At 60.1% G+C, this 14285-nt stretch carries 15 protein-coding genes and 2 tRNA genes; 16 read left to right on the top strand and 1 reads right to left on the bottom strand.

What is annotated here, in order from left to right:
• The 4 genes from lpxK (at position 1) to adk (ending at position 2772) form a co-directional block, all read left to right on the top strand.
• Positions 1-993: a tetraacyldisaccharide 4'-kinase gene (gene lpxK / locus QLQ16_RS05990; protein ID WP_283223780.1), complete on the top strand. Its 993-nt coding sequence runs from the start codon at positions 1-3 to the stop codon at positions 991-993.
• Positions 994-1034: 41 nt separating this feature from the next.
• Positions 1035-1241: a Trm112 family protein gene (locus QLQ16_RS05985; protein WP_283223779.1), complete on the top strand. Its 207-nt coding sequence runs from the start codon at positions 1035-1037 to the stop codon at positions 1239-1241.
• A gap of 9 nt (positions 1242-1250) precedes the next feature.
• The gene (kdsB, locus tag QLQ16_RS05980) at positions 1251-2030 is read left to right on the top strand and encodes a 3-deoxy-manno-octulosonate cytidylyltransferase (RefSeq protein WP_283223778.1); all 780 of its coding nucleotides are present in this window, start codon (positions 1251-1253) and stop codon (positions 2028-2030) included.
• 85 nt (positions 2031-2115) lie between these two features.
• Positions 2116-2772 carry an adenylate kinase gene (gene adk, locus QLQ16_RS05975; RefSeq protein ID WP_283223777.1) on the top strand — a complete coding sequence of 219 codons (657 nt, stop codon included), beginning with the start codon at positions 2116-2118 and terminating at the stop codon, positions 2770-2772.
• A 58-nt stretch (positions 2773-2830) separates the two neighbouring features.
• Here adk and QLQ16_RS05970 read toward each other — a convergent pair whose 3' ends face one another.
• Complete coding sequence (locus QLQ16_RS05970; protein WP_283223776.1) at positions 2831-3781, bottom strand: asparaginase; 951 nt, start codon at positions 3779-3781, stop codon at positions 2831-2833.
• Positions 3782-3888: 107 nt separating this feature from the next.
• On the opposite strand from QLQ16_RS05970, the gene lexA reads away from it, so the two are divergent.
• The 12 genes from lexA (at position 3889) to QLQ16_RS05910 (ending at position 14095) form a co-directional block, all read left to right on the top strand.
• A complete protein-coding gene (gene lexA / locus QLQ16_RS05965) occupies positions 3889-4560 on the top strand; it encodes a transcriptional repressor LexA (RefSeq protein ID WP_283223775.1) in 672 nt (223 codons plus the stop codon).
• Positions 4561-4824: 264 nt separating this feature from the next.
• Positions 4825-5010 (top strand): hypothetical protein, encoded by a 186-nt coding sequence (locus QLQ16_RS05960; RefSeq protein ID WP_283223774.1) that lies wholly within the window; start codon positions 4825-4827, stop codon positions 5008-5010.
• Between the two features lie 142 nt (positions 5011-5152).
• Positions 5153-6160: a D-2-hydroxyacid dehydrogenase family protein gene (locus tag QLQ16_RS05955; RefSeq protein ID WP_283223773.1), complete on the top strand. Its 1008-nt coding sequence runs from the start codon at positions 5153-5155 to the stop codon at positions 6158-6160.
• Positions 6161-6163: 3 nt separating this feature from the next.
• Positions 6164-7366 carry an MFS transporter gene (locus QLQ16_RS05950; protein ID WP_283223772.1) on the top strand — a complete coding sequence of 401 codons (1203 nt, stop codon included), beginning with the start codon at positions 6164-6166 and terminating at the stop codon, positions 7364-7366.
• Between the two features lie 94 nt (positions 7367-7460).
• Positions 7461-8981, top strand: a complete 1521-nt coding sequence (locus QLQ16_RS05945) for a 3-hydroxyacyl-CoA dehydrogenase (RefSeq protein WP_283223771.1) — start codon at positions 7461-7463, stop codon at positions 8979-8981.
• Between the two features lie 52 nt (positions 8982-9033).
• On the top strand, positions 9034-9813 hold the full coding sequence (locus QLQ16_RS05940) for an oxepin-CoA hydrolase, alternative type (protein WP_283223770.1): 780 nt from the start codon (positions 9034-9036) through the stop codon (positions 9811-9813).
• Positions 9814-9869: 56 nt separating this feature from the next.
• Complete coding sequence (locus tag QLQ16_RS05935; protein WP_283223769.1) at positions 9870-10589, top strand: Crp/Fnr family transcriptional regulator; 720 nt, start codon at positions 9870-9872, stop codon at positions 10587-10589.
• 49 nt (positions 10590-10638) lie between these two features.
• Entirely contained in the window at positions 10639-11724 is a 1086-nt protein-coding gene (locus QLQ16_RS05930; RefSeq protein WP_283223768.1) for a phosphotransferase, read from the top strand.
• A 42-nt stretch (positions 11725-11766) separates the two neighbouring features.
• Positions 11767-13026, top strand: a complete 1260-nt coding sequence (locus tag QLQ16_RS05925) for an acyl-CoA dehydrogenase family protein (RefSeq protein WP_283223767.1) — start codon at positions 11767-11769, stop codon at positions 13024-13026.
• A gap of 102 nt (positions 13027-13128) precedes the next feature.
• Entirely contained in the window at positions 13129-13821 is a 693-nt protein-coding gene (locus tag QLQ16_RS05920) for a glutathione S-transferase family protein (protein WP_283223766.1), read from the top strand.
• A gap of 56 nt (positions 13822-13877) precedes the next feature.
• Positions 13878-13954, top strand: a tRNA-Pro gene (locus QLQ16_RS05915).
• Between the two features lie 64 nt (positions 13955-14018).
• Positions 14019-14095: transfer RNA gene (locus QLQ16_RS05910), tRNA-Arg, on the top strand.
• Positions 14096-14285 lie beyond the last annotated feature (190 nt).

Below are 14285 nucleotides of genomic sequence, written 5' to 3'. Positions count from 1 at the left end.
ATGAACCTGTCCCACTGGTTTCGGCTGCACCTGCCCCAGGTTTGGCTTCGCCGCGGACCGATCGCTTCGATCTTGTGGCCTTTGTCTTGGCTGTATGGCGGGTTGACAGCGCTGCGAAACCTGGCCTACCGATTGGGTCTTTCGCCCACCCACCGACTGCCGGCCTTGGTCATCGTGGTAGGCAATGTGGTGGCCGGCGGCGCGGGCAAAACACCCATGACGATCGCGCTGGTCAAACACCTGATGGCCCAGGGCTTGCGTGTGGGCGTGATTTCACGTGGACATGGACGGCAAACCCGCAACACCCGCGCCGTGACCGCTGACAGCTTGCCGCAAGATGTCGGCGATGAGCCCTTGTTGATCCACCAAAGCACAGGGGCTCCCGTCTGGGTGGGGGCTTTGCGTGCAGCGGCTGGGCTTGAACTTCTCAAAGCCCACCCCGATGTGCAAGTCCTGGTTTGCGACGACGGGCTCCAACACTTGGCCCTGGCACGCGACATCGAAATTTGCGTCATGGACGAACGCGGTGTTGGCAATGGCTGGCTGCTGCCAGCCGGCCCCCTGCGCGAAACCTGGCCTCGGACGGTGGATTTGCTGGTCCACACCGGGTCATCGACTGTGACAGGGGGCTTTCAGGCACACCGGCAATTGGCCGACCATGCGCTGACTTGCGACGACCAAGAAGTGCCGCTGGCCTGCTTGAAAAACCAGCCTCTACAGGCCGTGGCCGGTCTGGCCAGGCCAGAAGCCTTCTTTGAAATGCTGCGCCAAAGCGGTTTGCAACTGAGCACCACCCTGGCCCTGCCTGACCACCACGACTACAGCGACTGGAAAAGCACGGAACCCGGCTGCACCTGGCTGTGCACCGAAAAAGACGCCGCCAAGCTGTGGCCACACGAACCCACGGCATTGGCCGTGCCTCTGCAGGTGTCCCCTGAAAGCCGCTTTTGGGAGGCGCTGGACGCCTTGGTGGCGCAGCGACTCCAACGCTGACAGCCGAGCGGCCACCCCGCTGTGGCCGTTATCATTGGCACATGGATACCAAACTGCTTGAACTGCTGGTCTGCCCGGTCACCAAGGGCCCCTTGAACTTCGACCGTGAGAGCCAAGAACTGCTGTCTCGCAGCGCCCGATTGGCCTACCCCGTGCGCCATGGCATTCCCATCCTGCTGGAAAACGAAGCCCGCACCTTGAGCGATGAAGAGATCGCCAAACTGGCCGCCGATCGCCCCTCACTCTGAGTTCAAGCCATGACAGATGCCCTTCTGCCCACGGGATTCACCGTGGTGATTCCGGCACGCATGGCTTCGAGCCGCCTGCCTAACAAACCCCTGGCCGACATTGCCGGCCTGCCCATGGTGGTGCGTGTGGCCCAACGCGCCCTGCTGTCCAAAGCCCGCCACGTCGTGGTGGCCGCCGATGACGAACGCATCGTGCAAGCCTGCCAAGCCCATGGCATTCAGGCCCTGCTCACGCGCCAAGACCACGTCAGTGGGAGCGATCGTCTGGCCGAAGCTTGTGAGTTGCTGAAATTGGCCGACGATGCCGTGGTGGTGAATGTCCAGGGCGATGAGCCCTTGATACACCCCGTGCTGATCAACGATGTGGCCGATTTGCTGATGCAACGGCCCGAAGCCAGCATGAGCACGGCCGCCCACGCGATTGCCCTGCTCGAAGAATTCACCAACCCCAACGTGGTCAAAGTGGTGCTCGACGCGCGGCAAATGGCCCTGTATTTCAGCCGCGCGCCCATTCCGTGGTGGCGTGATGGCCAGGCCCCGGGCGGCTTCAAGGGCTTGCCCAGCCCAGCACCGCTGCGCCATGTTGGCATTTACGGCTACCGGGCAGGCTTTTTGCGCCTGTTTCCCCGGTTGCCGCCGGCTCCCGTCGAAACCATGGAATCGCTGGAACAGTTGCGCGCCATGTGGCACGGTCACCGGATTGCCGTGCACATCACCGATGAGGCCCCCGGCCCCGGCGTGGACACCCCCGAAGATTTGGACCGCGTGCGCGCCCTTTTGGCGGCGTAAGCCAGCTTTGAGGCTCGCGTGATATTCTCAAGAACAATCGTCAGGCCCACCTGACCACCAAAATTTCAAGCTACAAGGACTTCCCATGAGACTGATTCTGTTGGGCGCACCCGGCGCCGGCAAGGGCACACAAGCCACTTTCATTTGCCAGAAATACAACATCCCTCAAATCTCCACCGGCGACATGCTGCGCGCAGCCGTCAAGGCAGGCACCCCTTTGGGTCTGCAAGCCAAAGCCGTCATGGAGTCCGGCGGTCTGGTCAGCGACGACCTGATCATCAACCTGGTCAAGGAACGCATCGCCCAGGCCGACTGCGCCAACGGCTTCCTGTTTGACGGCTTCCCCCGCACCATCCCTCAGGCCGACGCCATGAAGGCGGCTGGTGTCAAGCTCGACTACGTGCTCGAAATCGACGTGCCTTTTGACGCCATCATTGAACGCATGAGCGGCCGCCGCTCGCACCCGGCTTCGGGCCGCACTTACCACCTCAAGTTCAACCCACCCAAGGTGGTAGGCATGGACGACGTGACCGGCGAGGCTTTGGTTCAACGCGCCGATGACCAAGAAGAAACCGTGAAAAAGCGCCTCGATGTGTACAGCGCTCAGACCCGCCCCCTGGTGGACTACTACTCCAACTGGGCCAAAGCCGATGCGGCCGCTGCCCCCAAGTACCGCGCCATCAGCGGCACCGGCAGCGTGGAAGACATCACCGCACGTGCTTTCGCAGCACTGGCCAACTGATCCCAAACGCTCACTTGCAAAGCCCGGTTCGCCGGGCTTTTTCAATGGCGTGCACGCTTCAAACCGCTGTTTTGCGATGCAAGGCCAGCATCAAACTGATGCGTGCCTTCAGTGGGCTCAAGCCCGCCATGTCTGGCCAAGCCGAGTGCTTGCCAACAATTCGCCCCTCTTGGCAACGCGTGCTGCTTCGCACTTGAACGCCTTGTTTCTGTGCATCTTCTAAAGCGGCTTGCACCGCGTGGTGCACCGTGCCATTGCCCGAAGCAGCCACCACCAAACCTGCCACGCCGGACTGAACCAAGGCATCCACCACGCGGCGACTTGCACCGGCATGGCTGAGCACCACATCCACCACGGGCCAATGGCTCACATCATTTTCCAAAAAATCTTTTGAAAAATCGATGTCGCTCGGGGCGTCATCCTTGCTGTGGGTTGCAGACCAACACACCTGGCCCTCTGACACCCAGCCCCAAGGACCGGCATCGCCCGAACTGAAGGCATCCAAACGGTAAGGATGGACTTTTTGAACATGGCGGGCACTGTGGATCAGACCCGCGCACACCACACTGACGCCTGCGGCCTGGGCCTGAGCACTCACAGCGAAGGCATCGCGTAAATTTTGCGGGCCATCGGCCTCGTCAGAGCTGGCCGGGCGCATGGCGCAGACCATCACCACGGGTTTGTGGGGGTGCAAGACCGCCTGCAAAAACCAAGCGGTTTCTTCGATGGTGTCGGTGCCATGGGTGATCAGCAAGGCGCCCACATCAGGCTGTGCCAGCCAATGCGCGCAACGTTGAGCCAACAGCTGCCACGTGGCGTGATCCATGTCCTTGCTGTCGAGTTGGGCCACCTGCTCGAGCACCAACTGCCGGCCATTCAACAGGTTTTCAAGGTCTGGCAATGCGGCCGTCAGCTGCGCCACGCCCAGCTGAGCTGCGGTGTAGGCCACCTGCTCTGAGGCGCTGGCGGCAGTGCCAGCAATGGTGCCGCCTGTGCCCAAAACAACCACTTTTTCAATTTTTTTTGCCTGACCCACTTGCACAGCCCCAAAAACTGGTTAAAAATACAGTCACTGGATGAAAAAACAGTTTCACCCCACTTCTCAAGGAAGACGCCATGATCGACAGCCCCAAACTCACGCCCCGGCAGCAAGAAATTCTGGAACTCATCCAGAGCACCATTGCCAACACCGGCGCGCCACCCACTCGGGCTGAGATCGCCAACGTTTTGGGCTTCAAGTCGGCCAATGCTGCAGAAGAGCACCTGAAGGCCTTGGCCCGCAAAGGCGCCATCGAACTGGTCAGCGGCACCTCGCGCGGCATTCGTCTCAAGGGCGGTTCACGCAGCAGCCTGCGGGCCCCGTCCGATCTGTTCAGCCTCACCCTGCCCGGCCTGGCCCAACTGAGTTTGCCACTGATCGGACGCGTGGCCGCCGGTTCACCCATTCTCGCCCAAGAGCATGTGGACCGAACCTACCAAGTCGAAAGCACCCTGTTCAGCGAACAACCCGATTACCTCTTGCGTGTGCGCGGCATGTCCATGCGCGACGCAGGCATCATGGACGGCGATTTGCTGGCCGTCAAATCCACCAAAGACGTGCGCAACGGTCAAATCGTGGTGGCCCGCCTGGGCGAAGAAGTCACCGTCAAGCGTTTGCGCAAAACGGCCCACGGCATCGAATTGCTGCCCGAAAACCCCGATTACCAGACCATCGTGGTCAACCCCGAAGAACCCTTCGACATCGAAGGCCTGGCCGTGGGTTTGATCCGCAACACCTTGCTCATGTAAGGCCCTTTTCCGACGGCCATTGCACCAGGTGGCGGGCGCTGACGGTTTGAACCAACAGCCCTGATGCAATTGGCTTTTTCAGCAATCCTGCCTGTGTCCAACCTCCATGCTTTTGAAAGGTTTCACATGGGAATCGCTCTTCTTGCTCTTTCAGGTCTGTTTCAAGGACTGACTTCGTTTCACCGTGCTGCCCCCGCTCCACGCCAGCGGCCAGCTGTTCGCGTACACCCGGCCTGGACGGTGCGCCGCCCCAACTGCCCCACCATGGCCGGCGTCCTTGCAGCCAAAAAGCCTGTAGCCCAAGCCCCGACATTGCGCGTGTTGCGGGTGGCCGAATCAGAACCACGTTCCGACTGCGCCGGCCGCATGGTGATCTCAGGTCGCATGGCCGATGTCTGTGCAGAGTTGGACCGATTGGTGGCCATGGAAGCTGCACAAGGCCGCCATTGAACGCTCTTTGACGGCGCAAAGGCTGCCCGGACCCAAGCTGAGCGTTCTGCCCCAGGGCATGGGGCAGAACTTCAAGGCAAGAATTCAGCAAATGGTCTGATCAGACCACTTGCCCACCTTCAGCGCAAGGCACAATGGAGGGATGAACATTGTGATCCTCGACGACTACCAGGATGCGGTCCGCAAACTGGACTGCGCTAGCAAGCTTGAAGCCTTCCCAGCCAAGGTTTACACCAACACCATCAAAGGCATCGGTCAGCTGTCGGTGCGCCTGAAGGACGCCGATGTGATCGTGCTCAACCGTGACCGCACCGACATCAACCGAGCCTTGGTGGAAAAACTCCCCAAACTCAAATTGATTGCACAAACCGGTCGCGTTGGCAGTCACATCGACCTGGCAGCCTGCACTGAACGAGGTGTGGCTGTGGCTGAAGGCGTGGGTTCTCCCGTGGCACCGGCTGAGTTGACCTGGGCCTTGATCATGGCCGCCTCTCGCCGTTTGCCCCAGTACATCAGCAACCTCAAGCATGGTGCTTGGCAACAATCTGGTCTCAAATCCAGCGCCATGCCGGCCAACTTTGGTTTGGGCACTGTGCTCAAAGGCAAAACCTTGGGCATTTGGGGTTACGGCAAGATCGGCCAACTGGTCGCAGGCTACGGCAAAGCTTTTGGCATGACAGTGAAAATATGGGGGTCTGACGAATCGCGGGTTCGTGCCGCGCGAGATGGCTTTGAGGCATCCAGCAGCAGAGAAGCCTTTTTTGAAGAATCGGATATTTTGAGTATTCACCTGCGTCTGAATGAAACCACCACCGGCATCGTGAAAGCAGACGATCTGAGTCTGATGAAGCCCACGGCTTTGTTTGTGAACACATCCCGCGCTGAACTGATCGAATCCAATGCCTTGATCAGCGCTTTGAACCGTGGCCACCCAGGCCTGGCTGCGATCGACGTGTTCGAATCCGAACCCATCTTGCAAGGTTCAGCCTTGCTGCGACTGGAAAACTGCATTTGCACACCGCACATCGGGTACGTCGAGAAAGACAGCTACGAGATGTATTTTGGAGCGGCCTTTGACAATGTGGTGAATTTCATCAAAGGCACACCCACCAACATCGTCAACCCTGGCGCTTTGCAAGTCAGGCGCTGAGTTTTGAACACCGGTTCGCGCATGCGCCAGCGACTGCCCCAAGTCCTTTGGCCCATGATGTTTGGCAACGTGGTGATCGGCACCGGCGTCATGATGGCCGCCGGCACCCTCAACGACATCGTCGCCTCTCTTTGGGTATCGGTCAGCACGGCTGGCCAATTGATCTCCAGCAGCGCCTTGCTCGTCTGCTTTGGCGCCCCGCTGTTGGCCGCCGTTGTGGCCGGTTGGGACCGTCGCAAACTCTTGGTGGGCAGTTTGCTTTGGTACGGTCTTTGGCATCTTCTGGCGGCACTGGCGCCGGGCTTTTACAGCCTGCTCGGCTTTCGCGCCATGGCCATGGTGGCCGCAGCCATCTTCACACCGCAGGCGGCCTCTTGCATTGGATTGCTGGTCAAGGAGCAACAAAGAGGCCAGGCCATGACCTTCGTGTTTTTGGGGTGGTCTGTGGCTTCGGTGCTGGGCATGCCATTGGGAGCCTGGATCGGCGGACACTACGGCTGGCGTTGGTCCATGGGCCTGATTGCCGCGTTGTCCTTGCTCGGTGCTGCTTGGCTGTGGCGGCAAATGCCAGCCAAAGTCTTGCCCCCAGCCCTGTCAACTGCTGCCTGGCGGCAGACACTGTCCTCACGCACCATCTGGGTCACATTGAGTGTCACCATGATGTTTGCTGCCGGCCAGTTTGTGCTTTTCAGCTACCTGGCGCCCTATGTCAAAGAGCGCTTTGATGTCAGCCCGTCCGAGTTCAGCCTGATGCTGTTGGCCTATGGCAGCATGGGTTTTATCGGCAATGCGCTGCTGTCACGCTTCATTGACCGCATCGGGGCTTCTCGCTGCATCTTGATTTCATTGTCTTTCATGTGCCTGTGCCTGCTGATCGCTCCTGGGGTCTCAACCGCTGCGGGGATGGCTGTTGCACTGTGTTTTTGGGGCCTGGGAGGCTTTTCTTCCAACTCAGCACAGCAGGCGCGATTGGCTGGACAAGCACCCTGGCTGGCATCGGCCTCTATTTCATTGAACACATCGGCCATGTACGCGGGCCAAGCTATCGGTGCAACCGTGGGAGGTTGGACGATTGTTCACCAGGGGATGAGCGCTTTGCCCTTCGCAGGGCTCATGGGACTGCTTGGCGCCATCGGGCTGAGCCTGCTGGCCACACATTTCGCCCAAACACATCCCTTACGCCAACCTGAAAAGCCCCCAATCTGAGGCCATAATGGCCGTCTCGCCGGCAGGTTACAAAGCCGTTACCGCACGGACCGCCTCGGCGTTTTTCTGATCCCGTTATTTGCAAGCATCCACTATGACTCTCGCATTTTCCAAAGTCGCCATCATTGGCGCCGGCGCCATGGGCCGGGGCATTGCCCAAATCGCAGCACAAGCCGGCAGCCAAGTCTGGCTGTACGACACGCAAGCCGAAGCCATTCAAAAAGCACGCGACGCGGTGTTCCAGCAATGGGACAAGCTCCAGGAAAAAGGCCGCTTGACGCCTGAAGCCGTGGCGGGTCACAAAAGCCGTTTGCAGGGCGCCACCAGCATGCAGGACTTGGCCGAATGCGAGTTGGTGGTCGAAGCCATCGTTGAAAAACTCGACATCAAAAAGAGCCTGTTCACCGAATTGGAGAAAGTCCTAGCCCCCAGCGCGGTCTTGGTGACCAATACCTCGTCACTCTCGGTCACGGCCATTGCAGCGGCCTTGCAGCGCCCCGGCCAGTTTGCCGGCTACCACTTCTTCAACCCTGTGCCGCTCATGAAAGTGGTCGAGGTGATTGCCGGCTTGAAAACCGACGCCGCGGTCTGCCAACGCCTGTCCGACTTTGCCCGCCAGATGGGCCACACGCCCGTGCAGGCCCAAGACACCCCGGGCTTCATCGTCAACCACGCCGGCCGCGGCTATGGAACTGAAGCCCTGCGCATCGTGAGCGAAGGCGTGGCCGATTTCGCCACGATCGACCGCATCTTGCGCGACCAGGTCGGCTTCAAGCTCGGCCCCTTCGAGCTGTTCGACTTGACCGCTCTGGACGTGTCGCACCATGTGATCGAATCGATCTACCACCAGTATTACGAAGAGCCCCGCTACCGCCCCAACGTGATCACCGCCCAGCGCTTGGCCGGTGGTGTGGTCGGCAAGAAGGTCGGCGAAGGCTTCTACAAATACGTGGACGGCGCAGCCCAAGTGCCCGCCGAGCCCGCCGTGCCTGTGGTGGACAACATCCCCCCTGTCTGGGTCTCACCCCGCGCAGCACGCCGCATGGAATTGTTGCAATTGCTCAAAGACCTGGGCGCCAAAATCGAAACCGGTGCATCGCCCTCGCCTGAAGCACTGACACTCGTCGCGCCCTTGGGCTTTGACATCACCACCGTTGCCGTGGTCGAACGCCTGGATCCAGCCCGCACCGTGGGCATCGACATGCTGATCGACGACGCAGCCACCAAGCGTCGCGTGCTGGCGGTCAACCCCGCCACCCGCGCTGACATGCGCGATGCAGCGCATGCATTGTTCGCACGCGACGGCAAAGCCGTCTCGGTCATCCGCGACAGCGGCGGCTTCATCACGCAGCGCGTGGTCGCCACCATCGTCAACATCGCCTCCGACATCTGCCAGCAACGCATCTGCACCCCCGAAGATTTGGAAACCGCCGTCACCTTGGGCCTGGCCTACCCCATGGGTCCTTTGGCCATGGGCAACCGCTACGGCCCAACCAATGTGCTCGAAGTGCTCTTCAATCTGCAAACGGTCTATGGCGATCCACGCTATCGCCCCAGCCCTTGGTTGCGCCGCCGCGGTGCCATCGGCTTGTCGCTGATGCACACCGAAGACTGATCTTGGTGGGGACAGAACTTCGGATCTGTCCCCAGCGCTTAGAGGAACACACATGACCGCACAACTGCTCAGCACCAGCGAAGGCCAAACCCTGGTCTTGACCCTCAGCAACCCCGAGTTTCGCAACGCCTTGGGCCCAGAGATGTACGCCGCAGGCGTCGAGGCACTCAACGTGGCCGAGTCCAGCGCCGATGTGCGCAGCGTGGTGATCACCGGGGCCAACGGCATCTTCAGCGCGGGCGGCAATTTGCAGCGTTTGCAAAACAACCGCCAGCTGCCGCCGGAGCACCAAGCGCAAAGCATCGAAGGTCTGCACAACTGGATTGAAGCGATCCGCACCTTTCCCAAGCCAGTGATCGCCGCCGTTGAAGGCCCTGCCGCCGGCGCTGGCTTTTCGCTGGCCTTGGCCTGCGACATGATCGTGGCCGCGCGCAACAGCGTCTTCGTCATGGCCTACAGCTCGATCGCTCTGTCACCCGATGGCGGCGGCAGCTGGAGCTTGACGCGTGCCGTGCCGCGCCAGCTGGCCACCGAGTTGCTGATGTGTGGTGAGCGCATTGGCGCAGAACGCTTGCAGCAATTGGGCGTGGTCAACCGCTTGAGCGATGCGGGGCAAGCCCTGCAATCGGCCTTGCAACTGAGCGCTCAACTGAACGCCCGCGCACCCAATGCTTTGGCCAGCATCAAAGAACTTTTGTCGGATGCAGACACCAGCAGCTTGAACGCGCAATTGGCCCGTGAGCGCGACAACTTTGTACGAAACTTACATCACAATAACGCCGGCATCGGCATCGCTGCGTTCTTGAACAAGCAAACCCCGCAATACGAGTGATCGCCTGGTCCCCCAGGCGACAAAAATCCCATTCCCAGTCACTGAAAAGACAGCCCATGGACGAACCCATTCTGACAATGGAAGAAAGAGAAGCGATCAACAACGGTCGCTGGTTTTCAACCCTTTCACCATCGCTTCGGCACGACATACTTCGATGCGCTTACGTCAAACGATTCAAGGACGGCGACATGCTCGCTGCTCGGGGCGATCCGCCCGAGCAGTGGATCGCCTGCGCCAAGGGTGCGGTGCGCGTGAGCTCGACCTCGGTCTCGGGCAAGCAAATCACATTGACCTACGTGGAGCCGGGCATTTGGTTTGGCGATGTGTCGATCTTCGACGGGGATCGCCGCACGCACGACTGCTATGCACACGGCGAGACGACCACCTTGAATGTGGCCAAGGCCGACTTCAAGAAAATCTTGTCGCAACACGTGGAGTTCGCCGAAGCGATGCTGCGCTTGCAATCGCGTCGCATTCGCCAGCTCTACGGTTTGGTGGAAGACCTCAACACCTTGCCACTGCGTGCACGCTTGGCCAAGCAACTCAACCACTTGCTGCGCAGCTACGGCACGCCCAGCTTGTCGGATGCCAAAGCCATTCGCATCAGTTTGCAACTGGCGCAGGAAGAACTGGCGCAGCTGCTGGGGGCATCGCGCCAGCGGGTCAACCAGGAACTCAAACAAATGGAACGCGAGCACATCATCCGCATCGAGCCGGGTGGTCTGGTTGTGTTGGACCGCGAGGGCTTGTTGGCCATCGTGAACGCGGATCACTGAACCGCTATTCTTTTCAATCACCGCTGAGAGCAGCGGAAACGGGTGCCCCATGAGTGCTTTTGATCATTTCGTGGGGACCCGGCCTGTCACGGGCTCCCACGCCTTCGACATCTCGGCCTTGGAAGCTTGGCTCGCTGCCAAGCTGCCTGGCTTTGCTGGCCCATTGAGCGTGGAAATGTTCAAGGGCGGCCAGTCCAACCCCACCTACAAGCTCATCACGCCATCCAGGCAATACGTGATGCGTGCCAAACCCGGCCCCGTGGCCAAGCTGCTGCCCTCAGCGCATGCCATCGAGCGTGAATTTGCGGTGATGCAAGGCTTGCACGGTACCGATGTGCCCGTGGCCCAAATGCATGTGCTGTGCGACGACGAGTCCATCATCGGCCGCGCCTTTTATGTGATGGAGTTTGTGCAAGGCCGTGTGCTGTGGGACCAGTCCCTGCCCGGCATGAGCACGGCCGAGCGCGGCGCCATCTACGACGAGATGAACCGCGTGATGGCCGCCTTGCACAAGGTCGATTTTGCCAAGCAAGGTCTGGCCAGCTATGGCAAACCCGGCAACTACATCGAGCGCCAAATTGGCCGCTGGAGCAAGCAATACGTCGCCTCCATCACCCAACCCATCCCCGAGATGGACAAGCTGATGGCCTGGTTGCCCGAGCACATCCCCGCCAGCGCCAAAGACGACTCGCTGGTGAGCATCGTGCACGGCGACTACCGTCTGGACAACCTGATGTTCCACGGTTCAGAAGCGCGCGTGCTTGCTGTTCTCGACTGGGAACTGTCCACCTTGGGCCACCCCCTGGCCGACTTCAGTTACCACTGCATGGCCTGGCACATCAAGCCCGGCACATTCCGCGGCATCGGCGGCCTGGACTTTGCGGCTTTGGGCATTCCCTCCGAAGCCGAGTACATCCGCCGCTATTGCGAGCGCACCGGTTTCACCACCCCCGAGGCTTTGGCCAAGGACTGGAACTTTTACCTGGCCTACAACATGTTCCGCATCGCGGCCATCTTGCAAGGCATCGCCAAGCGTGTCGAAGACGGCACCGCATCGAGCGATCAAGCCAAAACATCTGGCGCCGGCGCACGGCCCATGGCCGAGCTGGCCTGGCAATTCGCCTGCCAAGCCTGATGACCTTTTTTTCACCCGCCCCTCACTTCAAGGAGACAGACCATGGATTTTGAATACACCCCCAAGGTCAAAGACATGCAGGCCCGATTGCTGGCATTCATGGACGAACACATTTACCCCAACGAAGCGAGGTTCTTTGAAGAGATCGCTGAAAACCGCGCCAAAGGCAACGCCTGGATCCCCACCAAGATCGTGGAAGAACTCAAGCCCAAAGCCCAAGCCGCTGGTCTGTGGAACCTGTTTCTGCCCAAGTCCAAGCGTGCACCGCAAGGCCTGTCGAACCTTGAGTACGCACCGCTGTGCGAGATCATGGGCCGCGTGCCTTTTGCCGCTGAGATCTTCAACTGCTCGGCACCCGACACCGGCAACATGGAAACGCTGGAGCGCTACGCCAGCGAAGAACTCAAAGACGAGTGGCTCGAGCCCCTGCTGCGCGGCGAAATCCGCTCGGCCTTCTTGATGACCGAGCCCGATGTGGCCTCCTCGGATGCCACCAACATCGAATGCGAGATCCGCCGCGATGGCGACGACTACGTCATCAATGGCCGCAAGTGGTGGTCGTCCGGTGCCGGTGACCCACGTTGCGCCGTGTACATCGTCATGGGCAAGACCAATCCCGATGCCGGTCGCCACGAACAGCAATCGATGATCGTCGTGCCCGCCAACAGCCCAGGCGTCACCGTGGTGCGCGCTTTGTCGGTGTTCGGTTATGACGACGCCCCCCACGGCCACATGGAAGTGATCCTGAAAAACGTGCGCGTGCCGGCCAGCAACTTGCTGCTCGGCGAAGGCCGTGGTTTCGAAATCGCCCAAGGTCGCCTTGGCCCTGGACGCATTCACCACTGCATGCGCACCATTGGCTGCGCTGAACGTGCGCTGGAATTGATGTGCAAACGCCTGAACAGCCGTGTGGCCTTTGGCCGTGAAGTGGCCCGTCAGACCGTCTGGCAAGAACGCATCGCCGAAGCCCGCTGCATGATCGAGCAAGCTCGCCTGTTGACGCTCAAAGCCGCCTACATGATGGACACCGTGGGCAACAAGGTCGCCAAGGCCGAGATCGCCATGATCAAGATCGTGGCCCCGCAAATGGCTTGCCAAATCATCGACTGGGCCATCCAGGCCCACGGCGGCGGCGGCGTGTCGCAAGACTTCCCGCTGGCCTATGCCTACGCCCACCAGCGCACTCTGCGCCTGGCCGACGGTCCAGACGAGGTGCACCGCAACTCGCTGGCCAAGCTGGAGCTGGCCAAGCACCTGCTCATGCCCGGCGAAGTGGAGATGCCGGTCACACGCGGCAGCTGATTCACCACAAGCCCCCGCGCAAAACGGCCTGTTGCACATCGGTGTGGCAGGCCGTTTTTTTGCGATCATCCCCCTTTTGACCTCTTTGGAAAGCCTGAACCCATGATCGATCTGTACACCTGGCCCACACCCAATGGCCACAAAATCCACATCATGCTCGAGGAGTGCGGCCTGCCCTACAAGGTCCATGCCATCAACATCGGCACCGGCGACCAATTCAAGCCAGCCTTCCTCAAGATCAGCCCCAACAACAAAATCCCCGCCTTGGTGGACTCGGATGGGCCAGACGGCAAACCCATCGCCTTGTTCGAATCGGGCGCCATCTTGCTGTATCTGGCGGCCAAAACCGGCAGGTTCTTGCCGCCAAGTGACCGCGCCAAATACGATGTGCTGCAATGGCTGATGTTCCAGATGGGCGGCTTGGGCCCCATGTTGGGACAGGCCCACCACTTTCGCATCTATGCCCCCGAGAAAATCGACTACGGCATCAACCGCTACACCAACGAAGCCAAGCGCCTGTACGGTGTGCTGGACAAACAGCTCAAAACCCATGACTGGATTGCGGGCGGCGACTACTCGGTGGCCGACATGGCCATCTTCCCTTGGCTGCGCAGCTGGCAAAACCAGGGCATCGATTGGGCCGACTTCCCGCACGTCAAAGCCTGGTTTGACCGCATAGCCGAGCGCCCTGCGGTGCAAAAAGCCGTGCAGGTTTTGGCCGATGCGCGCAAACCTTTGCTGGACGACAAGGCCAAAAAGGCCCTGTTTGGTGCTTCTCAGTACAAAAAACGCTGAAGTTTTTTGAGCCCCCAGCCAAGATGGGGGCATTTGCTGGTTAGAATAAGCGCAGTCGGAGCGTAGCGCAGCCTGGTAGCGCATCTGCTTTGGGAGCAGAGGGTCGCGAGTTCGAATCCCGCCGCTCCGACCATTTCTCAAGACCCGTGAGGGCACTGAACATCAAAGGCCCGTCAGGGCCTTTTTTGTTTTTACAACTGTCCGTAGCTCAGTTGGATAGAGCAACAGCCTTCTAAGCTGTGGGTCACAGGTTCGATTCCTGTCGGACAGGCCACCCCTCCCCGCACCCGTCCCCGGCCCAGGCAAGAAAGATGCGTTTTTTTGCATCTCCCGCCCCGGAACCCGGGAATCCCCCTAGGCAAGGCCATGATTCTTGTGCAACATAATGCATGACGCAAGCATTTTTCCTCCGCTATGCTTTGCTTGTGCGCGCCTCGATCCGGCTGACGCCCCCTTGATTTGCA

It is taken from the genome of Limnohabitans lacus (genome assembly GCF_030053395.1).
GTDB classification, from domain to species: Bacteria; Pseudomonadota; Gammaproteobacteria; order Burkholderiales; family Burkholderiaceae_C; genus Limnohabitans_A; species Limnohabitans_A lacus.
The sequence above is the reverse complement of the archived record's forward strand: the minus strand, read 5'-3'. Positions and strand labels throughout refer to the sequence as shown.